The 22,266-nt window shown below is 75.4% G+C and carries 16 protein-coding genes; 12 read left to right on the forward strand and 4 right to left on the reverse strand.

Translation table 11 applies throughout. The features are described from left to right. The 7 genes from CTKZ_RS01890 to CTKZ_RS01920 all read left to right on the forward strand — a co-directional run. A partial coding sequence (locus tag CTKZ_RS01890; protein WP_235843130.1) for a GMC oxidoreductase occupies nucleotides 1–1,519 on the forward strand: 1,519 nt, incomplete at its 5' end. After that, nucleotides 1,516–3,396 carry a hypothetical protein gene (locus CTKZ_RS01895; RefSeq protein ID WP_124341347.1) on the forward strand — a complete coding sequence of 627 codons (1,881 nt, stop codon included), beginning with the start codon at nucleotides 1,516–1,518 and terminating at the stop codon, nucleotides 3,394–3,396. The genes CTKZ_RS01890 and CTKZ_RS01895, both read left to right, overlap by 4 nt. Beyond that, nucleotides 3,393–4,454 (forward strand): alpha/beta fold hydrolase, encoded by a 1,062-nt coding sequence (locus CTKZ_RS01900; protein WP_124341348.1) that lies wholly within the window; start codon nucleotides 3,393–3,395, stop codon nucleotides 4,452–4,454. Before CTKZ_RS01895 ends, CTKZ_RS01900 begins: the two co-directional genes overlap by 4 nt. Next, nucleotides 4,451–5,434 (forward strand): acetoacetate decarboxylase family protein, encoded by a 984-nt coding sequence (locus CTKZ_RS01905; RefSeq protein ID WP_124341349.1) that lies wholly within the window; start codon nucleotides 4,451–4,453, stop codon nucleotides 5,432–5,434. The genes CTKZ_RS01900 and CTKZ_RS01905 overlap by 4 nt, the downstream gene beginning before the upstream one ends. After that, entirely contained in the window at nucleotides 5,431–5,907 is a 477-nt protein-coding gene (locus CTKZ_RS01910) for an anthrone oxygenase family protein (RefSeq protein WP_124341350.1), read from the forward strand. The genes CTKZ_RS01905 and CTKZ_RS01910 overlap by 4 nt, the downstream gene beginning before the upstream one ends. Before the next feature lie 47 nt (nucleotides 5,908–5,954). Next, a complete protein-coding gene (locus tag CTKZ_RS01915; RefSeq protein ID WP_124341351.1) occupies nucleotides 5,955–6,344 on the forward strand; it encodes a hypothetical protein in 390 nt (129 codons plus the stop codon). Next, complete coding sequence (locus tag CTKZ_RS01920; protein ID WP_124341352.1) at nucleotides 6,341–7,681, forward strand: patatin-like phospholipase family protein; 1,341 nt, start codon at nucleotides 6,341–6,343, stop codon at nucleotides 7,679–7,681. Before CTKZ_RS01915 ends, CTKZ_RS01920 begins: the two co-directional genes overlap by 4 nt. Nucleotides 7,682–7,821: 140 nt before the next feature. Here the strand turns inward: CTKZ_RS01920 and CTKZ_RS01925 are convergent, their stop codons facing one another. Then, nucleotides 7,822–8,688, reverse strand: a complete 867-nt coding sequence (locus tag CTKZ_RS01925) for a restriction endonuclease (protein ID WP_160142802.1) — start codon at nucleotides 8,686–8,688, stop codon at nucleotides 7,822–7,824. A 159-nt stretch (nucleotides 8,689–8,847) separates the two neighbouring features. Between CTKZ_RS01925 and recC the strand changes: the two genes are divergently transcribed. From recC to recD, 3 genes are read left to right on the forward strand one after another with little or no spacing between them, the layout of a single operon-like run. Beyond that, nucleotides 8,848–12,240 carry an exodeoxyribonuclease V subunit gamma gene (gene recC / locus CTKZ_RS01930; RefSeq protein WP_235843131.1) on the forward strand — a complete coding sequence of 1,131 codons (3,393 nt, stop codon included), beginning with the start codon at nucleotides 8,848–8,850 and terminating at the stop codon, nucleotides 12,238–12,240. Further along, nucleotides 12,237–15,743: a UvrD-helicase domain-containing protein gene (locus CTKZ_RS01935; RefSeq protein WP_200829615.1), complete on the forward strand. Its 3,507-nt coding sequence runs from the start codon at nucleotides 12,237–12,239 to the stop codon at nucleotides 15,741–15,743. Before recC ends, CTKZ_RS01935 begins: the two co-directional genes overlap by 4 nt. After that, nucleotides 15,740–17,602 (forward strand): exodeoxyribonuclease V subunit alpha, encoded by a 1,863-nt coding sequence (gene recD, locus CTKZ_RS01940; protein ID WP_124341356.1) that lies wholly within the window; start codon nucleotides 15,740–15,742, stop codon nucleotides 17,600–17,602. Before CTKZ_RS01935 ends, recD begins: the two co-directional genes overlap by 4 nt. A 198-nt stretch (nucleotides 17,603–17,800) precedes the next feature. Here recD and CTKZ_RS01945 read toward each other — a convergent pair whose 3' ends face one another. The 3 genes from CTKZ_RS01945 to CTKZ_RS22700 all read right to left on the reverse strand — a co-directional run bounded on the left by CTKZ_RS01945 (nucleotide 17,801) and on the right by CTKZ_RS22700 (nucleotide 20,521). Further along, nucleotides 17,801–18,283 (reverse strand): GNAT family N-acetyltransferase, encoded by a 483-nt coding sequence (locus tag CTKZ_RS01945; RefSeq protein WP_235843132.1) that lies wholly within the window; start codon nucleotides 18,281–18,283, stop codon nucleotides 17,801–17,803. 296 nt (nucleotides 18,284–18,579) lie between these two features. Then, the gene (locus CTKZ_RS01950; RefSeq protein ID WP_124341357.1) at nucleotides 18,580–20,019 is read right to left on the reverse strand and encodes a dicarboxylate/amino acid:cation symporter; all 1,440 of its coding nucleotides are present in this window, start codon (nucleotides 20,017–20,019) and stop codon (nucleotides 18,580–18,582) included. A gap of 190 nt (nucleotides 20,020–20,209) precedes the next feature. Continuing rightward, nucleotides 20,210–20,521 carry a putative leader peptide gene (locus CTKZ_RS22700; RefSeq protein WP_371852300.1) on the reverse strand — a complete coding sequence of 104 codons (312 nt, stop codon included), beginning with the start codon at nucleotides 20,519–20,521 and terminating at the stop codon, nucleotides 20,210–20,212. A 3-nt stretch (nucleotides 20,522–20,524) separates the two neighbouring features. Between CTKZ_RS22700 and CTKZ_RS01955 the strand changes: the two genes are divergently transcribed. Together CTKZ_RS01955 and CTKZ_RS01960 are read left to right on the forward strand one after the other, a co-directional pair. Then, nucleotides 20,525–21,277 carry a DUF6345 domain-containing protein gene (locus tag CTKZ_RS01955; protein WP_124341358.1) on the forward strand — a complete coding sequence of 251 codons (753 nt, stop codon included), beginning with the start codon at nucleotides 20,525–20,527 and terminating at the stop codon, nucleotides 21,275–21,277. Nucleotides 21,278–21,290: 13 nt separating this feature from the next. Continuing rightward, nucleotides 21,291–22,214 (forward strand): hypothetical protein, encoded by a 924-nt coding sequence (locus tag CTKZ_RS01960; protein WP_124341359.1) that lies wholly within the window; start codon nucleotides 21,291–21,293, stop codon nucleotides 22,212–22,214. The last annotated feature ends 52 nt before the right edge of the window (nucleotides 22,215–22,266 follow it).

The raw sequence follows: 22,266 nt of genomic DNA on the forward strand, positions 1-22,266 counted from the left end.
CGGCACGCGGTTCTCCGGCAACGGCGACCTGCTGACGCTGCTGCTCGACTGCACGCGCGACGGCGAGGCGCTGCCGGTCGACGGCGGCAACGGACCCGTCATCACGACCGCGATCCGCCGGCCCGACGCGCTCGACGGCGACGGCTGGACCGGGCGCGGCTACTACGTCGAGGACGCGGGCTTCCCCGGGTTCCTCGGCTGGCTCGTCGAGACCGCGCAGCTGCGCTCGACCGCCCGTCGCGCCGCCGCGTTCGCGTGGCAGGTCGTGCGCAACCGCGTGCTCGCGCAGGGCCGGTCCAACGTGTCGGCCGACCTGTCCGCGCTGCTGGGCGACGGGCGGCTGTCCGCGGGGTCGCTGCCGCTGCTCGGCATGGGCCGCGACGTGCCCGACGGACGGATGTCGCTGCACGACGGGCGGCTCGCGGTGAGCTGGACGACGTCGACGTCGCGCGCCTACTTCGACGACGTCCGCTCGACGATGGAGCGCGTCGGCGAGCAGCTCGGCGCACGGTTCCAGGACAACCCGCTGTGGTGGGCCAAGCGCGTCATCACCGTGCACCCGCTCGGCGGCGTCCCCATCGGGCGGCACGTGGGCGAGGGCGTGTGCGACGAGTACGGCGAGGTCCGCGGGCACGCGGGGCTGCACGTCGTCGACGGCGCCGCGATGCCCGGGCCGGTCGGCGCCAACCCGTCGCTCACCATCGCGGCGATGGCGGACCGTGCGGCGACGCGGATGCTCGAGCAGGACTGGTCGCGACCCCGCCGCACCCACATCGCCGCACCGGCCCGCGCGCTCGCGACCCGCGCCCCCGGCGCCACGTCGGTCGCCTTCACCGAGCGGATGGTCGGGCCGTTCACGCTCGACCAGACCGACCCGCGCCACGGCGCCGAGCTCGCCCGCAGCCTGGGCGACCGCCTCCAGTTCGTCCTGACGATCACCGCACCCGACATCGAGGCGTTCGTCGCCGACCCGCTGCACCGCGCCGACGCCACGGGGTTCGTCGAGTCCAACGTCCTGGGCGGGCGGCTCGACGTCGAGCGCGGCTGGTTCAACCTGTTCGTCCACCCCGGCGGCACGCCCGGACGCCGCATGCTCTACCGCCTGTGGCTGCGCGACGCCGCCGGCTCGCCGCTCACGCTCGTCGGGGCGAAGGAGGTCGAGGACGACCGCGGGCTCGACGTGTGGGCCGACACCACGACCCTGTTCGTGCGCGTCCTCTCCGGCCACGTCGCGCCGCCCGAGGCCACGACGCACGCGCAGGCGCTCGCGGTGCTCGACAGGATGCGCGACGACGAGGTGCCCGACGGGACGATCGGCGCGGGCGTGCTCGTGATCAAGCCGTTCGACCTGGCCAAGCAGCTCACGACGTTCCGCACCGACGGCGACGCCGGTGCCGCCGCGCTCGCGCAGTTCGGCCGGCTGTTCCTCGGCGAGCTGTGGGACGTGTACGTCGCGGACAGGCTCGCCGGGCGTCGCGCCACCCCGGCGCGGGCGGCCACCGCGAGGGCCGGCCGATGAGGCGTCGCGACCTCGTCCCGCGCAGCAGCGACCTCGGGTTCGTCCCGTCGCCGCAGGTGCGCTGGCTCGACCCGCCGGAGCTCGCGCGGACGGCGCTCAAGGTCGCGCTCGCGTCCGTGTTCACCGCGTACGGAGACCGCCGCGAGGTGCAGGCCGCGCTGCCCGGCGGGCTCGTCGAGCCCGCGCACCGGCCCGAGGGCGACCTGTGGCTCGACTTCGTCGCCGACCTGGGCGACGGGTTCGACGCGACGTACACCGTCGCGACGCTGCTCGCGCAGCCCGAGCTGAAGGTCGCGGGACCCGGCGGGCCGCTCGCGCTGCCGCGCGGGCACGTGCTCGTCATGGGCGGCGACGAGGTCTACCCGGCGGCGTCCGCGCGCGGGTACGAGCACCGCACGACGGGCCCGTACGGCGCCGCGCTCCCGGCACCCGGCCCGGGCGCGGCGCTCGACGCGACGACCGAGCCGACGCTGCTCGCCATCCCCGGCAACCACGACTGGTACGACGGACTCACCGCCTGGCTGCGCGTGTTCACGTGCGGCGCGAGCGTCGGGGCGTGGCGGACCGTGCAGCGGCGGTCGTACTTCGCGGTGCGCCTCGCCCCCGGCTGGTGGCTGCTCGGCCTCGACTCGCAGCTCGACGAGTACATCGACGAGCCGCAGCTCGACTACTTCCGCACGCACGTCACCGCGCACCTGCGGCCCGGTGACGCGGTCGTCGTCTGCGCGGCCGAACCCGCGTGGGCGAAGGCCGGGCACGACCCCGACGCGTTCAACCAGCTGCACTTCTTCGAGCGCGAGGTGGTGCGGTACCGGCAGGTGCCCGGGCGGCGCGAGCGCGAGGACACGGGCGCACACGTGCGGCTGTGGCTGAGCGGCGACCAGCACCTCTACTCGCGGTACGCGTCGCGGGCGCCGGGGGCTGCTGCGCCGGGCGGCCCGGGCGGCCCGGGCGGCGCGAGCGGTGGGGCCGGCGGGGTCGGTGCGGTCGACCCGCGTGCCGTCCAGGCCGTGACGTGCGGCCTCGGGGGTGCGTACCTCGGCGACACCGACCAGCTCGTCGACCACCTGGTCCTGCCGCCGCCGGGGTCGCGCATGCGGACCAAGGACTCCCCCGGCACGCCGTTCGACCGCGTCGGCCCGACGTATCCGGACCAGGCCCGGTCGCGTCGGTGGCGCCGCCGCATCGCCAACCCCCTGAGCCCCTACTGGGCCGGCCGCCGGAACGTGGGGCTGCTCGCGACCGCGGGGGTCGTGCAGCTGCTGGTCGTGGGCTGCCTCGCCGGGCTTCTCGGGGTGCTGCGCGGCGGGTCGCCGACGCTGCTGCGCGGACCGTTCGCGGACGTCGCCGAGGCGGCCCTGGCCGCCGCCGCGTGGGTGCTGGGCCTGCTGCTCCTGCACCTGGTCCTCGCGACCGTCCTGCCGGGTGGGCGGCTCGCGCGGCTCGTCCCCGCGACGACGGGTGTCGGCCTCCAGCTCGTCGCCGCCCTCGTCGTCCTCGTCGCCGCCGTCGCCGTCCCGTGGCCCGCGTGGTCGCCCGCGCTCACCGCGACGCTCGTCGTCCCGTTCGTCGTCGTGCTCGGCGCGCTGCTCGGCACGCAGGCGTTCGCGCTGCTGCTGCTGTCGCGCCGCACGGGCGTCGTCGCCGGCTGGCAGATGTCCGGCCAGGCCGTCACCGACCACAAGGGCTTCCTGCGGCTGTGCCTGCGCACCGACGGGCGGCTCGAGATCTACCCGCTCGTGGTCGACACGGTGTGCCGCCGCTGGGACGTCGACACCCGGGACGGCGCATCACGCCCCGTCCCCGCCGACGGCCCGCCCGCCGTCCGGCTGCTGGAGGACCCGATCGTCGTCGCGCAGGAGGGGTTCATGTCATGAGCGTCGAGGAAGCACCCGTCACCGTCACGCGAGCCGACCACCGCACCGAGCTCGTGCCGTTCACCGCCCGCGACGGCACCCGGCTGACGTTCGTCCACGTGCGCGGGCCCCGCGAGCCGTGGCGCGGGCCCGTCATGCTCGCGCACGGCTCCGGCGTCCGCGCCGAGCTGTTCCGGCCGCCGCTTCCGCGCACCCTCGTCGACGTCCTCCTCGAGGACGGCTGGGACGTGTGGATGCTCAACTGGCGGGGGTCGATCGACCTCGACCCGATGCCGTGGACGCTCGACGACGCCGCGGTCTTCGACCACCCGGCCGCGGTCGACCACGTCCTCGCCGCGACCGGCACGACGACGATGAAGGCGATCGTGCACTGCCAGGGCTCGACGTCGTTCACCATGGCGGCGGTCGCCGGGCTGGTCCCCGCGGTCGACACCGTCGTCTCGAACGCCGTGTCCCTGCACCCCGTGCTGCCGTTCTGGTCGCGGCAGAAGATCCGCTACCTCGTCGACCCGATCGAGCGGTTCACCCCGCACCTCAACCCGGCCTGGGGCTACCGCTCCGACGGGAACTTCTCGAAGGTGCTGCGCGGCGTCGTGCGCGTCACGCACCCCGAGTGCGACAACATCGTCTGCCGGATGGTGTCGTTCACCTACGGCTCCGGCTTCCCCGCGCTGTGGTCGCACGAGAACCTCGACCGCGCGACGCACGACTGGATCAGCGGCGAGTTCGCCGACGTGCCCATGTCGTTCTTCCGGCAGATGGGCCGGTCCGTCGCCGCCGGGCACCTCGTCCCCGCGCACGACCACCCCGAGCTGCCCGACGACCTGGTCGCCGGGCCACCGCGCACCGACGCGCGCTTCGCGTTCCTCGCAGGCGCCGACAACCGGTGCTACCTGCCCGAGTCGCAGGTCCGGACCCACGCGTTCTTCGCGCGGCACCGGCCGGACAAGGGCGACACGCTGCACGTCCTGCCGGGCTACGGGCACCTCGACGTGTTCTTCGGCCGGCGCGCGTGGCGGGACACCTACCCGATCATCCTGGAGGAGCTGCACCGATGAGCCTGCTGACCTCGGCCGCGCGGACGGTGCTGTCCCGCGTCCCGTCCCCCGTCCCGCGCCGCCAGCGCCGCCTCACCGGTCAGGCCGCGCGCGTCGACACCATCCCGTACGCGATGCCGGTGTCGTCCGAGGACTCGCCCGTCCTCATGGCCGCCTTCCCGATCTCGCTGTCCGCCGCGCGCGCGGTCCTGCCCGGGACCGAGCTGCACCCCGTGTCGCTCGGGTTCGGCCGCGGCGTGCTCGTCGCGACCGTCGTCAACTACCGGTCGACCGACATCGGGCAGTACATCGAGTACTCGCTCGCGATCGCCGTCACGCACGGCCCCCGGCCCGCGCCGCCGCTCCTGCCGCTCGCGCTCATGCGGACGCTGCAGCTCGGCCAGTACGTCGTCGACCTGCCCGTCTCCACCGAGGTGTCCGTCAAGGGCGGCAAGGGCATCTGGGGCATGCCCAAGCACCAGGCGTCGCTCGACTTCGTCGTCACCGACACCACGGTCTCCGCGCAGTACGACACCCTCGACGGGCAGTTCGGCGCGCTCGTCGAGATCGAGCGACCCGCCCCCGTGGGGCTGCCGCTCAAGCTCGCCGCCGCGAACTACTGCGCGTTCCGCGGGCAGCTCATGAGGTCGACGATCTACTTCGAGGCGACGGGCGACGTCGCGGTCGGTCCCGGGGCGCGGGCGCGCATCGTGCTCGGCGACGCACCGGGCGTGCAGCCCCTGCGCGCGCTCCAGATCGGGTCGAATCCGCTGTTCACCGCGTGGCTGCCGACCGCGCACGGCGTGCTCGACGACCACTACGAGGCGTGGTTCCTCACGTCCGACACCCTGGGCTCGGTCGACGCGTCCGTGGCGTCCGGACGGTTCGGCGAGCCGCTCGAGTCCGTGGTCGGGCTCGGTCGCGGCGAGACGTGGCCGCCCGCTCCCGACCGGTCGCGTCCCGAGGTGCAGGGCCGCGTCGCCGCGGGGGTGGCGACGTGATCACGTTCGTCTCGGCGCTGTGGTTCCTGTTCGGCGCGACGATGTACGTCGGGACGATGTGGGTGCTCAAGTGGTTCCTGTTCCCGACCTGGCGGGGTCTGTCGCGGGACAACGTGGGCACGCACTTCGGCATCCCGACCAAGCGTGCGACCGCCTTCTTCACGGGCGTCGTGCCGCTCATGTTCGTCGCCGCGATCATCCTGGTCGTCACCGAGTGGGGCACCCGCTGGGTGTGGTTCGGCGTCGCCTGCCTCGTCGGGATCTTCGTCCTCACGTTCGTCGGGCAGGGCATCATCATCCCGATCAACAAGCGGATCCGCGGCGGTGACTTCGCCGACGACGCCGAGCTGCGGCACCTGCTGCACCGCTGGATGACGCTCAACGACATCCGGTTCTACGGCTCGACGGTCACCTGGGTCGCGATCACCTGGTACGTCGTCGCGCGCGGCGACCTGCTCGGGGCGCTGACGTGACCGCCGACGCCGGCCCGCGCCCGCCCGGCACCTCGCGAGGCGCCGCGGTGGGCGCGGCGCGGACCCCGCTCGTGCTGCTGCTCGTGGTGATCGGCTGGGTCACCGTCGCGAGCGGCGCCGCGCAGGTGCTCGTCCCGTCGTTCGTGCTGTCCCTGCTCGGCGCGGCCGAGGACGCGACCGCGGAACAGCTCTTCGCGACCGTCGGGATGTTCATGGTCGTCGTCGGCGGGCTGCTGCTCACGACCTTGTCACGGCCGCGGCACGACCCCGACGTCGTGCTGTGGGCAGCCGTCCAGAAGGCCGCGGCGTCGGCCGCCGTGGCGATCGGCGTGGTGCGCGGCGTGTTCGACCCGCTCGCGCTCGGCGTCGCCGCGTTCGACCTGCTCACGGCCGTGCTGCTCGCCGTCCACCTGCGCACGCTGCGGAGTGCGCGATGAGGTCGCTCGTCGCCGCCGGGGGCGGCATGCGCGTCGCGTGGCAGGCCGGCGTCGTCCGCGCGCTCCAGGAGGACGGCATCACCTTCGACCACGTCGACGGCACGTCCGGCGGCATCCTCACCGCCGCGATGCTGTGCTCGGGCGTCGACGGCGTCGAGATGTGCCGGCGCTGGCGCGACGTCGACGTGCGCGACTTCGGCTCCGCGCTCCCGCTGCACGAGTACCTCACCGGCCCGTGGAACCTGCCCGCGGTCGGGGACGCCGACGGGCTCGTCCGTCACGTCTTCCCGGCACTGGGCATCTCGGAGGCGGCGGTGCGCGCCTCGACGCTCCAGGGCTCGTTCAACGTCGTCGACTTCGTCACCAAGCAGAACGTCGCCGTCGACGCCGCCGACGTCGACGCCGAGCTCCTCGCCGCCGGCATGTCCCTGCCGCTGTTCCTCACGCCGCTGAAGCGCGACGGGCACGTCTGGACCGACGCCGTCTGGGTCCGCGACGCCAACGTCACCGAGGCGCTGCGCCGCGGCGCCGACGAGGTGTGGCTGGTCTGGTGCATCGGCGACACCGACCGGTGGGGCGACGGGCCGCTCGAGCAGTACGTCCACATGATCGAGATGAGCGCCGCCGGGGCGCTGGCCGCCGACCTCGCGCTCGCCGACGCGACCGGGCGGTCGTTCGTCCTGCACGTCGTCAAGCCCGAGCACCCGCTGCCGCTCGACCCGGAGTTCTACCTGGGCCGCATCTCGTCCGACTCGCTCGTGCAGATGGGCTACCGCGACGCGCGGCGGTACCTCGCCGGGCGGTCGGCGGGCGGGGTGCCGCGGGAAGCGTCGTGCACGCGCATGACCGAGCCGCCGCCGTCGGCGCGGTACGTCGAGCACCTGCGCGGGACTCTCGACGGTGTCGAGGTGGCGCTGGACCTGACCGTCGTCATGCCGCTCGACGGACCCGTCAGCGGGGCCTCGGTCGCCGGGGCGCTCACGTACGGGCCATGGGGCGAGCGCGCCTTCCTCGCCGACGGGCGCGTCGAGGAGACCGCGGACGCGTTCGTCTACCGAGGTGCCGTGCGGGTCGACGGGGAGGTTCTCGAGGTCGAGGCCGTGCGGTGGCTGGTCGACGACCCCGGGTTCGACGCGTGGTCCGACCTGTCGCGGGTCGCTCTCACCGTGCGCTCGGCGTCCGGCTCCGTCGTGCTGTCGGCGCCGCTCGAGCTCGGCTCCGGCGGCGTGCGGCGGCTGGTCACGTCCGTCGAACCCGTCGGCGTGACGGGGGTCTTCCATCGCGCCGACGCGGTCCGCCGGCTCCTGGCACGCGGCGCGGGCGCCCTGCGCCGCTGACCGCGGCGCCGGCCGGTCGTCCGCCGACCGACGTCCTCGCCGAACGCGCCCTCACGGGCGTCCGGAGGTGGTCAGGCAGGTCTGATGGTGCGTTCGGCGAAACCGGGACGCGTCGTCGCGGGCCCGCGACGGCACGCGGGTCAGCGGAGGGCGGCCTGACGGCGTCGGGTGCGGCCGCGACGGCGGGCGCGCACGGGGACCTTGAGCGGGTGCTTGCCCAGCCGGAACATCACGGCGACCTGCACGACGTAGAGGACGACCGCGCCGAGGGCCACGCCGCTGCACCAGACGAAGAGCTCGCCCACGTCGACCGTGCGGCCCGTGAGGTCCGCGACGTCGGCCGCGAGCGCGTGCAGCCGGTCGCGGTACGCCCCGACCAGCCAGGCCGCCGCCCCCGCGAGCAGCCCGACGACGAGCAGGGCGTTGCGGCGGACCGCGCGACCCGGCGAGACCCAGTGCCACCCCGCGTACTCGGGCTCGGGCGCCGCATGCTGCGGGCCGTCCCACCACCGGTCGCTCCGGTCGTCGGGCTCGCGGCGCGAATCCAGGTCGTCGACCGGCCCATGGGGGCGGGGTGCCGGTCGTGGGCGGTCGGGCGACCCGCCGGACGCGAGCAGCGCGGTCGCGCGGTCGAGGACCTCCGCGGCCGCGTGGTTCGCGGGCGTGAGCGCGCCGGCCAGGTCGAACGTGAACAGCACCATGGCGTGCCGGTCGGCGTACTCGACCGCCTCGTCCGAGTAGCCGGGACCCGTGAAGAACCACAGCTCGAGGTCGGTGCGGTCGGCGCGGGCGCCGTAGAGGCGCTGGAGGTCGGGGCGCCCCGCGCGGCCGCCGCGGAACTTCACCTGGGCGAGCGCGTGACGGGCGGTGACGTCGAGGCCTCCGTCGGCGCCGCGTCCGGGGTTGGCGCTCGCGTCGGGGTGGCCGAGCTGGCGCATGTGGTGCGCGGCCATCTCCTCCGCCTCGCGCGGGGTCAGGACGTGCTGGCCGGGCACCCACTCGCTCACGAGGCAGGAGGCTAGCGAACGGTCCCGACAAGTCCGGCATCCCCGGCCCGACGGCAGACCGCCGTGGCTGAGCCGTCCACAGCACGGCGACACGAGGTCGTCTCCCCAGGTCAGGTCGACCATCGGCGGGTGTCGGGCGCGGACGCTAGCGTGACGGCCGTGGACGGGACCCGGACGGCCGGCGCACTGCGCGTGCACGTCGCCGAGCGCAGCGACGTGCTCGTCGACGCGCTCGCGTCGGTGCTCGCGCAGGCTCCCCCCGACCCGTTCGCGCCCGACGTCGTCCTGGTCCCCACGCGCGGCGTGGAGCGGTGGGTCGCGCAGCGCCTGTCGCACCGGCTCGGCGCGGGACCGACGGGGGACGGCATCTGCGCGAACGTCCGCTTCTCCTCCCCCGCCCGCGCGGTCTCCGAAGTGCTCGCGCGCGTGCTCGGGGTGTCACCCGACGACGACCCGTGGGCACCCGAGCGCGTCGCGTGGCACGTGCTCGGCGTCCTCGACGACGGGGTCGGCGACCCCCGGCTCGCGACACCCGTCGGGCACCTCGGGGACCCGCACGACGACGTCCGGCAAGGCCGGCGGCTGCGGCTCGCGCAGCGGCTCGCCGGGCTCCTCGCCTCGTACGACGCGCAGCGGCCCGACGTCGTGCGCGCCTGGGCGCAGGGCCGGGACGAGGACGGCGCCGGTGCGCCGCTGCCGGCCGACCTGGCGTGGCAGGCGCACCTGTGGCGGCTCGTGCGCGAGCGCGTCGGAGCGCCGTCGCCCGCGCAGCGCCTCGACGACGCGCTCGCGGCCCTCACGGCCGACCCGGCGCTCGTCGACCTGCCGGAACGGCTCTCGGTGCTCGGGGCGACGCGTCTGCCGGACGCCCACGTGCGGGTGCTGTCGGCACTGGCCCGGCACCGTGACGTGCACCTGTGGCTGCCGCACCCGTCGCTCACGCTGTGGCGCGAGGTCGCGGAGGTCGCGCCGACCGACCCGCACCGGCGCGCGCTGCCCGTCGTCGCGTCGCACCCGCTGCTCGCGTCGATGGCGGGCGACGCGGTCGAGCTCCAGGTCCGGCTGGCGCCGCTCGCACCCGACGTCACGCTGCATGGCACGCTCCCACCGCCCGCGACCGTGCTGGGTGCGCTCCAGGCCCGGATCCGTGCCGACGCGGCCGAGGGACCGCGCGCGCAGGTCGACCCCGACGACCGGACCGTGCAGGTGCACGCGTGCCACGGCCGCCACCGGCAGGTCGAGGTGCTCCGCGAGGCGGTGCTCGGGCTGCTCGCCGACGACCCGACGCTCGAGCCGCGGGACGTCGTCGTGATGTGCCCGGACGTCGAGGCGTTCGCCCCGCTCGTGTCGGCGACGTTCGGCGACACCGGCCCGGCGGTGCCGGGCGGCGAGCACCCGGGCCGCGGTCTGCGCGTCCGCGTCGCCGACCGCGCCCCCGCGCGTGCCAACCCGCTGCTCACGTTCGTCGCGACGCTGCTGGAGCTCGCCGGATCGCGCGTGACGGCGTCCGCCGTCGTGGACCTCGCGGGCCTCGAACCCGTGCGACGCAGGTTCACGCTCGACGACGTCGCGCTCGACCGGCTGCGGTCGTGGGCGCTGCAGGCCGGCGTGCGCTGGGGCGAGGACGTGACGCGTCGCGAGCGCTACCGGTTGGGCACGGTGGCGCAGGGCACCTGGGCGGGCGCACTCGACCGGCTGCTGCTCGGCGTCACGATGGCCGAGGAGGACCAGCGCTACGTCGGCGCGGTGCTGCCCGTCGACGACGTCGACAGCACCGACGTCGACCTGGTGGGACGCGTCGCCGAGCTGCTCGACCGGCTCACCGGCGTGCTGCACGAGCTGGACGGCACGCGGCCCGCGGGTGCCTGGCTCGACACCGTCGAGCGCGCGGTGCGGCTGCTCACCGACGTCGCGCCGCAGGACCGCTGGCAGCAGGTGGAGGCCGCACGCGTCCTCGGCGAGGTCCGGCTCACGGCCGACCGCGACGCGCGCGACCTGCGGCTCCCGGACCTGGTCGCGCTGCTCGAGCCGCACCTGCGCGGCCGACCCACCCGCGCGGGATTCCGCACCGGCGCCCTGACCGTGTGCTCGCTCGAGCCCATGCGCGCGGTCCCCCACCGGGTCGTCGTGCTGCTCGGCATCGACGACGGCGTGTTCCCGCGCGGCAGCGGTCGCGACGGCGACGACCTGCTGGCGCGCGACCCGCTCGTCGGCGAGCGCGACCGGCGCACCGAGGACCGTCGCCTGTTCCTCGACGCGGTGACGAGCGCGACCGAGCACCTGGTGGTGCTGCACTCGGGGGCCGACGAGCGGACGGGCGCACCACGGCCACCCGCCGTGCCGGTCGGCGAGCTGCTCGACGCCCTCGACGCCGCCGTCGACCTCGGCGACGGCCGCGACGCGCGCGCCCACCTGGTCGTGCACCACCCGCTGCAGACGGTGGACGAGCGCAACTTCGTCGCGGGCGCGCTCGGTCGTCCGGCGCCGTTCAGCTTCGACGCCCTCGACCTCGCCGCGGCACGTGCCGGCCGTGGCGAGCGCGTCGGTCGCGGCCCGTTCGTGCCGGAGCCGCTGCCACCCGCCGAGCCCGTCGACGACCTCGGCGACCTGGCCGAGATCCTCACCCACCCCGTCCGCGCGTTCGTCCGGCGCCGGTTGCGCGCCGTGCCCCCGCGCGAGACGGAGCAGCTCGACGACCGGCTTCCGCTCGAGCTCGACCCGCTCGAGCGCTGGGACGTCGGGCGTCGGCTGCTCGAGGCCACCCTGGACGGGGCCACGCTCGACGACGCGGTCGCGGCCGAACGACGTCGCGGGCACGTGCCGCCCGGGAGGCTCGGCGGGACGACGCTCGCGGGCGTCGCGGACTCCGTGCGGCCGCTGCTCGACGCGGTCGACACGTGGCGCGTCGGCGAGGCCCGCACGCGCGACGTGCGCCTCGTCCTGCCCGACGGACGGTCGCTCGCGGGGACCGTCGGCCCGTTCCACGACGACGTGCTGCTGACTGCCGTCTACTCGCGGCTCGCACCGAAGCACCGGCTGCGTGCGTGGGTGCTGCTGCTCGCGGCGGCAGCGGACGACGCGTCCGGGTCGGCCGGGCTGACGGCGGTGACCGTCGGGCGCGGGCCCGGGGGCGGCGCGCGCGTCTCGGAGCTCCGGGCACCCGGTCGCGCGGAGGCCGCGTCGATCCTCGCCGACCTCGCCGACCTGGCCGACGCCGCGCTGCGCGAACCCCTGCCGTTGCCGCTCGCGACCAGCGCGGCGTACGGGCACGCCCGCTGGTCCGACCAGACGACCGAGGACGCGCTCGCCGCCGCGCGCAAGGAGCTCGGCACGCTCGACGACAGCCGGAACGGACGCGGCGGCTTCGAGGTCGCCGAGACGTCGCACGCGCTCGTCTGGGGCGAGGGCTTCACGCTCGACGCCATCGCGGGCGTGCCGTCGACGGCCGACGTCGCGCGATGGCCCGACGACACGACCCGGTTCGGCGCGCTGTCACGGACGCTGTGGGACGCGATGCTCACGCAGGAGAACATCACGATGGTGGTCGCATGAGCCGCCTGTTCGACGTCTGCGGCCCGCTGCCGACCGGGACCGTCGTGCTCGAGGCGAGCGCGGGGACCGGCAAGACGACGACGATCGCGTCGCTCGCCGCGCGGTACGTCGCCGAGGGCGTCGCCCGGCTCCCCGAGCTCATGCTCGTGACGTTCGGCCGGGCCGCGACGGCCGAGCTCCGCGACCGGGTGCGTGGGCGGCTCGTGGAGGTCGAGCGCGCGCTGCGCGACCCCGCGGCGGCCGCGTCGGGCGACGAGGTCGTGCGGCACCTCGCGACGACCGACCCCGCCGAGCTCGCGCTGCGGCGGTCCCGGCTCACCCGCGCCCTGTCGGAGGTCGACGCCGCGACCATCACGACCACGCACGGCTTCTGCCAGCAGATGCTCGCGGTGCTCGGCACGGTGGGCGACGTCGACCACGACGCGACGCTGCTGCCCGACGTCGCCGACCTCGAGGCAGAGGTCGTCGACGACCTCTACCTGCGCAAGTACGCCGGCGACGAGAGCGCGGTGCTCGACGTCGCCACGGCGCGGACCGTGGCCCGGGCCGCGGTCAGCGACCACGCGGCGACGCTCCAGCCCGACGACGCCTCCCCCGGCTCCGCCGCCCAGCACCGGTACGGCCTCGCGCGCGCCGTCCGCGACGAGCTCGGCCGCCGCAAGCGCGCGCGACGTGTCGTCGACTACGACGACCTGCTCGTGCTCCTGCGCGACGCGCTCGCGCACCCCGTGACCGGCCCGGCCGCCGTCGAGCGGGTGCGGGGGCGCTACCGCGTGGTGATGGTCGACGAGTTCCAGGACACCGACCCGGTGCAGTGGGACATCCTGCGGCTCGCCTTCCACGGCAGCCGCACGCTCGTCCTCATCGGCGACCCGAAGCAGGCGATCTACGCGTTCCGCGGCGCCGACGTCGCGACCTACCTGCGCGCGGCGCAGACCGGCGACGCCCAGACGCTGGGGCGCAACTGGCGGACCGACGGACCGGTGATCGACGGTCTCGCGCCGATCCTGCGCGGTGCGGCGCTGGGCGACCCGCGCATCGTCGTGCACCCGGTGACGGCGGCCCGCACCGGACGACGGCTCGAGGGCGGACCGCCCGTCGTGCTGCGGCAGGTCACGCGCGACGCGGTGGGCGCGACGCCCGGCAAGCAGCCGGCGGTCGGCAAGGTGCGCGAGCTCGTCTACCGGGACGTCGCCGCGCAGGTCGTGCGGACGCTCGAGCGCACGCGGCTCACCGACGGCCCGGACCTCCCGGCGCGCCCCGTCCGGCCGGCCGACGTCGCGGTCCTCGTGCGCACCAACGCCGAGGCGCTCGCGGTGCACGGCGCGGTCGTCGGTGCGGGCGTCCCCGCGGTCATCTCCGGGCTGGCCAGCGTGTTCGGCAGCGCGTCGGCGACCGACTGGCTCACCCTCCTCACCGCGCTGACCCGCCTGGCGGACAGCCGCACGGTCGCCGCCGCGGCGCTCACGCCGTTCGTCGGCTGGGAGGCCACGCGGCTCGCGCTCGCGAGCGACGACGACCTCGACGCGCTCGCGGACCTCGTGCGCGGGTGGGCGCACGTGCTCGACGAGCACGGTGTCGCGGCGCTCCTGGAGGCCACCGCCGCGGCCGGGCTGCGCGAACGGCTGCTGCGCGGACCCGACGGCGAGCGACGGCTCACGGACCAGCGGCACGTCGCCGAGGCCCTGCACGAGGCCGCGCTCGAGGGCGGGCTCGGCGCGTCGGCCCTCACCGAGTGGCTGAGGGCACGCATCGACGAGGCCGCCGTCGACTACGCCGAGGAGCGCAGCCGCCGGCTCGAGACCGACTCGGCGGCCGTGCAGGTCATCACCGTGCACGCGAGCAAGGGCCTGCAGTTCCCCGTCGTGCTCGTGCCGTTCGCGTGGAACCGGTGGTCGCCCCGCTCGCCGGAGATCCTGCGGTTCCACCAGGACGACGAGCGCGTGCTCCACGTCGGCGGCCCGGGCAGCCCCGGCTACTCCGAGGCCCTCGCCCGGCACGAGGCCGACGAGTGCGGCGAGGACCTGAGGCTCGCGTACGTCGCGCTCACGCGCGCGCACTCCCAGGTGGTCGTGTGGTGGGCGCCGAGCGTCAACTCCTCGACGTCCGCCCTCAGCCGCCTGCTGCTCGCACCCCGGGACGCGCACGGCACGCCCGCGGCGCGGGTCACCGTGCCGAACGACGCGGCTGCGGGCGCGCGTTTCGCCGCCCTCGCGGACGCGTCCGACGGGACGCTCGTGCACGAGGTCGTCGACCGCGCGCCGGACGCCGTGCGATGGCACCCCACCCTGCCGCCCGCCGCCGACCTCGGGGTCGCCGTGCTGGGCCGCGAGGTCGACCTCGGGTGGCGCCGCACGTCCTACTCGGGGCTGACGGCCCACGCGCACCACGCCGGCGTCGGTGACGAGCCCGAGAACCCGGGGATCCAGGACGAGCCGGACGACGACACGGCCGCCGCCGTCGCCGCCGGCACGCTCGACCTCGACGCCGCGCTGCGCGGCGTGCCGTCGACCATGGCGGACCTGCCGGGTGGGACGGCGTTCGGCACCCTGACGCACGCCGTCCTCGAGCACGTCGACACGCACGCCGCCGACCTGCGCGCCGAGGTCGTGGAGGCCTGCCGCGCGACCGGGCTCGCCACCCCGCTCGGTGTCGCGCCCGAGGTGCTCGCCGACGCGCTCCTGCCGGCGCTGCACACACCGCTCGGGCCGCTCGCGGGCGGTCGTACCCTGGCCGACGTGGCCCCCGCCGACCGGCTCGCCGAGCTCGAGTTCGAGCTCCCCCTCGCCGGCGGCGACCAGCCCACCGACCCCGAGGGGGAGGCCGCGGACCGGCGCGTCCGTGAGGCGGCCGAGGGTCGTCCCGCAGGCTCGCTCCGCGACGTCGCGGACCTCCTGCGTCGGCACCTGCCGTCCGACGACCCGTTCGCCGGCTACGCCGACCGGCTCGACGGCGACCTCGCCGCGACGCGGCTGCGCGGCTACCTCACGGGCAGCATCGACGCCGTCCTGCGCGTGCCGGACGGGGACGGGCACCGATACCTGGTCGTCGACTACAAGACGAACCGCCTCGCGCCGCACGACGAGCCGCTGACGACGTGGCACTACCGGCCGGAGGCGCTGGTCCGCGCGATGACCGACTCGCACTATCCGCTCCAGCTGCTCCTGTACTCGGTCGCGCTGCACCGCTACCTGCGGTGGCGGCTGCCCGGCTACTCCCCCGACCGGCACCTCGGGGGTGGGCTGTACCTGTTCGTCCGCGGCATGGTCGGCGCGAGCACCCCGGTCGTCGACGGCGTCCCGACCGGCGTCATGTCGTGGCGTCCCCCGCCGGCGCTCGTCGTCGCTCTCTCGGACCTGCTGGCCCACGGCCCGACGCCGCACGGCACGGCGTCGCGGAGCACGGCGTCGCCGAGCACGCCGTCGGAGAGCACGGTGTCGCAGACCACGGCGTCGTACGCACGCACGTCCGACGCGCACGGACCGGGCGCAGGGGCGTCATGAGCACGAGCAGCGGGGAGGCGAGGGGCGTCGTGAGCGCCCCGGCGTGGGACGGCGACCCGGACCCGCGCGTGCCGTGGCGCGTCGACGGTCTGCTCGCGCCGTTCGTCGCGGCAGGTGCCTTGGTGTCGGCGGACGTGCACGTCGCCCGTCGGCTCGGTGCGATCGGCGGCGAGCCAGACGAGCGCGTGCACCTCGCGGTCGCGCTGGCGGTCGCGTCGGTGCGGTCGGGCTCGGTGTGCGTCGACCTGACGTCGGCCCCGGCAGCGGTCGCGGCGGACCTGGGCGACCGCGACCCGGACGTCGGTGCGGACCTGCCGTGGCCCGCGCTCGACGGTGCGGACGGGTGGCGTGCGGCGGTCCGGCGCAGCCCGCTCGTCGCGGACGGCCCGCACGGCCCGGACGACCGCCCCGTGCGGCTCGTCGACGACCGCGTGTACCTCGACCGGTACTGGCGCGACGAGCTCGCCGTGCGCCGCGAGGTCGAGGCGCGCGTCCGCGCGACGCTCCCGGTCGACCTGTCGTCGCTCGACGACGTCGTGCGGCGACTGTTCCCCGACGACGCCGACGAGCAGCAGCGCGAGGCCGTCCGGGTGGCGTCCGGCTCGCTGCTCACCGTGCTCACCGGAGGTCCGGGGACGGGGAAGACGACGACGGTCGCCCGGCTCGTCGCCGCGCTCCAGGTCGTGGCCGGTCCGGACCTGCGAGTCGCGCTCGCGGCACCCACGGGCAAGGCCGCGTCACGTCTCCATGAGTCGGTGAACGCCGAGGTGGCGGGGCTTCCCGACGCCGACCGGGACCGCGTCGGCACGCTCGCCGCGTCGACGCTGCACCGTCTGCTCGGGCGCCGGCCCGGCAGCTCGACCCGGTTCCGGCACGACCGGACGCGACGTCTGCCCTACGACGTCGTCGTGGTCGACGAGTCGTCGATGGTCTCGCTGCCCCTCATGGCGCGGCTCGTCGAGGCGCTGCGGCCCGAGGCCCGGCTGGTGCTCGTCGGCGACCCCGACCAGCTCGCGAGCGTCGAGGCGGGCGCGGTCCTCGGCGACCTCGTGGAGGCGCTGCACGGCCGGGCGGTCGTACGGCTCACCCGCACCCACCGGTTCGGGCACGAGCTCGGCGGGCTGGCCGCCGCGATCCGGGAGGGCGACGCGGACCGGACGCTCGCGTTGCTGCGCGCGGGCGGCACGCACGTGCACCTCACCGAGACGGCGGGCGACGTCGCGTCGCCGCACGAGCTCGCAGGGCTGCGGCGCGACCTCGAGGACGCGGGTGCGGCGCTCGTCGCGGCCGCACGTGACGGGGACGCCACCGGGGCCCTCCGCGCGCTCGGCCGACACCGCCTGCTGCTCGCGCACCGCGAAGGGCCCGCGGGTGTCGCGCACTGGGCGGCGCAGGCGGAGGCCTGGGTCGAGGGCGTGACCGGCGGACGACCCGACGACGGCCCGTGGCCGCCGGGGCGGCCGTTGCTCGTGACGGAGAACGACGCGACGAGCGGCCTGTCGAACGGCGACACCGGCGTGGTCGTCCGCGACCTCGGCGGTGAGGGGTCCGACGAGTCCGACGCGGCGGTCGTCGTCGCGTTCGGCGACGCAGAGCGGCCGCATCTGGTGCGACCGCACCGCCTGCCTGCCGTCCAGACGGTCCACGCGATGACCGTGCATCGCGGGCAGGGCAGCCAGTTCACGCGCGTCACGGTGCTCCTGCCGCCTGCGACGTCACCCCTGCTGACGCGCGAGCTGCTGTACACGGCGGTGACGCGCGCGCGGGACTCCGTGCACGTCATCGGCTCGGAGGCCGCGGTGCGCGCCGCGGTCGAGCGCCCGGTCCGGCGCGCGAGCGGCCTGCGGCACGCGCTCTAGCCGGTCCCCGTGGGTCACGCGAGCGGAGTGCGGGCAGGCGCTCCAGCCAGTCCCCGGTGCGCACGCGAGCGGAGTGCGGCAGACGCTCCAGCCAGTCCCCGGTCCGGCACGCGAGCGGACTGCGGCAGGCGCTCCAGCCAGTCCCCGGTCCGGCACGCGAGCGGCCTGCGGCACGCGCTCTGGCCAGGGCCGGTCCCGCTACGCGAGGCCGAGGTCCCGGCGCAGGAAGACGCTGTGCGGGTCGGGCACGTAGTCGGCGAACGGCGGGCACTCGACGAAATCCGCGCGGGCGTACAGGCGACGAGCCGCCGCGAAGTACTCCTGGGTACCGGTCTCGAGCAGGACGCTCCGGTAGCCACGGAACGTCGCCTGCGCCAGCACGTGGTCCAGCAGGGCAGCGCCGACGCCCTGCCCGCGGGCCGCAGGCGCGGTGCGCATCGACTTGAGCTCGCCCGTCGCACCGTCGAGGGCCTTGAGCGCGACGGTCCCGAGCAGTGCCCCGCCACTGTCGCGGGCGGTCCAGAACGTGACGGCCGGGTCGGCCAGTGCGGCAGGGTCGAGCGCGTGGACGGACTCGGCGGGCGACGTCGCGTACATGTCCGCGAGGTGCTCCTCGAGCAGCGCCAGCACGTCGGGTCGCAGCGGGTGGTCGACGTCGATCGTCAGGACGGTGGCCGGCACATCGGGCTCCTCTCGGCGGGCGGCGGCCCACGGTCGTTCGGGTCCGCGGGGGCGCGGACCGTCGGTGCCGCCCCATCGTCGCGCGCGTGTGTGTCGCGGGTGTTGCGAGCGGCGGCGACGCGGTGGGCGTGCCCGACGTGCCCGCCCACCGGTGGTCCTCGGCCGCAGATGCGACGGCGTCCGCGGAGGTGGCACCGGGTGATGCGCCCCGGCCGTCGATGCGGCCCGACGCGCCGACGACGACGCCCGGCCGGCCTCCGGAGCGGGAGGACGACCGGGCGTGGTGCGGACGACCGTCAGGACGCGGTGACGGGCTCCCGCGGGGCGGGCACGACGGTCGCGTCGCGGACCTCGTCGTCGGCCGGGGTGGCCTCGTCGACGTCGTCGGCGAGCAGGTTCGACGTCGACGCGGAGGCGTACCGGTCGAGGTCGAGGATGCCTTCGCGCTTGGCGACGATCGTGGGCACGAGCGCCTGACCCGCGACGTTGACCGCGGTGCGGCCCATGTCGAGGATCGGGTCGATCGCGAGCAGCAGGCCGACGCCGGCGAGCGGCAGGCCGAGCGTCGACAGCGTGAGGGTCAGCATGACGACGGCACCGGTGAGGCCCGCGGTCGCGGCGGACCCGACCACGGACACGAACGCGATGAGGACGTAGTCGGTGACCGACAGGTCCACGCCGAAGATCTGCGCGACGAAGATCGCGGAGATCGCGGGGTAGATCGAGGCGCAGCCGTCCATCTTGGTCGTGGCGGCGAGCGGCACGGCGAACGACGCGTAGGAGCGCGGCACGCCGAGGTTCCGCTCGACGACGCGCTGCGTGACGGGCAGCGTCCCGACGGACGAGCGCGACACGAACGCGAGCTGGATGGCCGGCCACGCGCCGCGGAAGAACGCGCCGATGCCCAGGCCGTTGGTGCGCAGGATCACCGGGTAGACGACCAGCAGGACGACGGCGAGGCCGAGGTAGATCGCGGCGGCGTAGGTGCCGAGCGGCGCGAGCAGGTCCCACCCGTAGGTCGCGACGGCCTTGCCGATGAGGCCGAGCGTGCCGAGCGGCGCGAGGCGGATGACCCACCACAGCACCTTCTGCACGACGGCGAGCGCGGAGCGGTTGAACGCGAGGAACGGCTGCGCGGCCTTGCCGGTGCGCAGCGCGGCGATGCCGACGACGAGCGCGACGACGACGATCTGCAGGACGTTGAACGACACCGAGGTGCTGGCCTCGACGGCGCCGTCGGCACCCGTGGTGACCTGCGTGCCGGCGCCGATCCCCAGCCAGTTGCCGGGGATGAGGCCCTTGAGGAAGTCGAGCCAGGAGCCGCTCGCGCCGGCCTCGAAGCCGTCCTCGGGGCTGAGGGTCGAGCGCGCGCCGGGCTGGAGCAGCAGGCCGAGGCCGATGCCGACGCCCACGGAGATCGCGGCGGTGATGGCGAACCACAGCAGGGTCTGCCAGGCGAGGCGTGCGGCGTTGGTGACGCGCTCGAGGTTCGCGATCGAGGTGACGATCGCGAGGAACACGAGCGGCGGGACGATCGCCTTGAGCAGCGTGACGAACGAGGACCCGATCGTGTCGAGCGTGGTCGTCAGCCAGTTGGGCTCGCCGGAGGGCGTCTCGCCCATCTGCAGCGCGATCCAGCCGAGGAGCACGCCGAGGCCGAGGCCGAGCAGGACCTGGACGGTGAAGGAGGGGAACCGCAGCCGGCGCTGGGGCTGCGTCGTGGTGGTGTCAGACACGGGGGTGAGGCCTTTCCGGGGCGCGGGCGCGCCGCGAGGGAGGTCCGTGAGGGACGCGTCGGGGGGACGGAGCCAGGTCGACGAGCGACGTGGCGGTGACCGGCGGGGCGTGACCGGCCGGTCGGCCGAGGTCAGGGCTGCGGGAGCGGCGCCGGACCGTCAGGGACCCGTGCGGGTCCGAGGTGCCGGGTCAGCGACCGGCGGGGCGATGCGGAGGCCGACAGAGCGCGCTGGCGACCCGACGCAGGTCGACGGCACGGCGCTCGGTCAGGTGCAGGCTCACGCGCGGCAGCTCCAGGCTCGGAGGAGGCGGCCGCTCGACTGCGACCACAGTGCGCAACCGACCGTCGCCCCCGACTGTTCCCTGTACCCACCACGGACCCGTCGGTGAGGCGGACGTCACAGGCAAGCGCCTACCGACCGGATCACCCGGCCGTCCCCGTATCGCCCTGGAGCAGGACCGCTCCTGCCTCCCGAACGCACGCTCGACGACAGGGGGCATCTCATGGCAGCGACGTTCGGGGTGGAGGCCATCCGGCACTTCGGCAACGCACGGGCGAACGGCGTCTCCACCGCCGCGGACCTCACCTACACGTTCAACCGCAGCAACGGGTTCGACGACGAGCTCCGCAGCGCGGGCCACACGCGCGCCTGGTACTGGTCCGAGCAGGACGTGTGGGAGAACGACATCCAGGACACGAGCGGCGGCGGTGACGACCGCACGTGGGTCGACGACGTCGACCTGTTCTGGATCGAGACGCACGGCAACCACACGGCGGACGGCCAGGCCCGGCTGCTGTACGACGTGCCGCGCGACCAGTGGCGCACGTTCTCGGGCACGTGGGAGCTCGGCGAGGACTGGAACGCGGAGTGGGTCATGGCCTACTCGTGCGACACCGCGCCGCTCGGCACCCTCACGGGGCTGTGGAACATCTTCAACCGCCTGCACCTGTACTGCGGGGCGTGGGAGGAGATGTGGGACGGCATCACCACCGACGAGTGCGGCGAGGACGTCGCGAGCAACCTCACCGACGGCGACACCGTGTCGTCGGCGTGGATCGACGGCGTCTCCGACTGGTGGGTCGACAACCACCCGGTCGTCGTCGGGCCGGCGACGTCGCAGACGTGGAACGGCGGCAACGTCATCTGGTCGCTGAGCCCGCACAACCGCGACCACCTGTGGGGCCACGGCTCGGTGTCCCCCGACCTGTCCCCGTCCCAGCAGGGCTGCCTGCTGTGGCGCTGGGCCGAGGGCTGAGAGGGAGAAGGACATGACCACGACGAAGGACCTGACCGAGCGCCTGACGGGCCTGGTCGGCGACGTGCCCGACGTGACCGAGGTCGTCGAGCTGGCGACGCCCGGCCCGGAGGCGTTCGTGCGCCGCAACGAGCAGCTGTTCGCCGGCCTGGCGGAGGCGGCGGGCATCCCGCTCGACGCGTCGCAGGGCGGTCTCCGCCTGGCCGACCGCTCCGTGTACCGAGGTGAGGACGGCGGGCGTGCCGTGACGTTCCACGCGTCGGGCGCGCTGACGCTGCACGCGGGCGTCGACCCGCTCGACGACCTGTTCGACGAGGTGCTCCCGGACGAGAAGCTCCGCGGCTACGTGGACGACCAGGTCGCGCGGCTCGGGCTCGCGTCGCTCGTCGACCGTGAGGACACGCTCACGTTCGAGCGGCTCTGGAAGCTCAAGGCGGCCGGTGCCGACCGCGAGGGAAAGGTCAGCGAGCCTGTGCTCACGCGCGCCGTCGGCGCGTACCGGCACGCCGTCCGCGACCTGCCCGTGCTCGGGCGGGCGTCGGGAAGCGTCGAGGTGACCGGCTCGGGCCGGCTGTCGTCGCTCACGCTCACGCTGCGCCGGTTCGCGGGCGACGGGAGCGGCGCGACGCTCGACAAGGCGGTCTCACGCCGCCCCGAGGACGCGGCGTCCGAGGTCGCCGCCCGTCTGTCGCGTCTCCTCGAGGGGCGCGAGGAGGACGTGCGGATCGAGCCGCAGCTGTTCGCGTTCGGCTACCTGAGCCTCGGGCGGCGGCGTGCGCAGAGCGTGCTGGCGCCGATGTACGTGGCCGCGGTGACGGTCGACGGCGGCGAGGAGGCCGAGCGCTCGGCCCACGTCGTGGCCGTGACCGGCAGCGAGAAGCAGTACCTGCGACTTCCCGTGGGGGTGCGCACCGCGGCGGAGCGTCGCTCCGCCTGACGCACACGGCGAGCGCCGCGGGCTCCCGGGGGGAGGGCCTGCGGCGCTCGCG

Origin of the sequence: Cellulomonas algicola (assembly GCF_003851725.1) — a bacterium.
In the GTDB taxonomy this organism is placed as follows: Bacteria; Actinomycetota; Actinomycetes; order Actinomycetales; family Cellulomonadaceae; genus Cellulomonas; species Cellulomonas algicola.

Coding starts and splice junctions, on each gene's coding strand:
- CTKZ_RS01895 (WP_124341347.1), top strand. CDS start 1,516: ATGAGGCGTCGCGACCTCGTCCCGCGCAGCAGCGACCTCGGGTTCGTC.
- CTKZ_RS01900 (WP_124341348.1), top strand. CDS start 3,393: ATGAGCGTCGAGGAAGCACCCGTCACCGTCACGCGAGCCGACCACCGC.
- CTKZ_RS01905 (WP_124341349.1), top strand. CDS start 4,451: ATGAGCCTGCTGACCTCGGCCGCGCGGACGGTGCTGTCCCGCGTCCCG.
- CTKZ_RS01920 (WP_124341352.1), top strand. CDS start 6,341: ATGAGGTCGCTCGTCGCCGCCGGGGGCGGCATGCGCGTCGCGTGGCAG.
- CTKZ_RS01935 (WP_200829615.1), top strand. CDS start 12,237: ATGAGCCGCCTGTTCGACGTCTGCGGCCCGCTGCCGACCGGGACCGTC.
- recD (WP_124341356.1), top strand. CDS start 15,740: ATGAGCACGAGCAGCGGGGAGGCGAGGGGCGTCGTGAGCGCCCCGGCG.
- CTKZ_RS22700 (WP_371852300.1), bottom strand. CDS start 20,521: ATGCCCCCTGTCGTCGAGCGTGCGTTCGGGAGGCAGGAGCGGTCCTGC.
- CTKZ_RS01955 (WP_124341358.1), top strand. CDS start 20,525: ATGGCAGCGACGTTCGGGGTGGAGGCCATCCGGCACTTCGGCAACGCA.
- CTKZ_RS01960 (WP_124341359.1), top strand. CDS start 21,291: ATGACCACGACGAAGGACCTGACCGAGCGCCTGACGGGCCTGGTCGGC.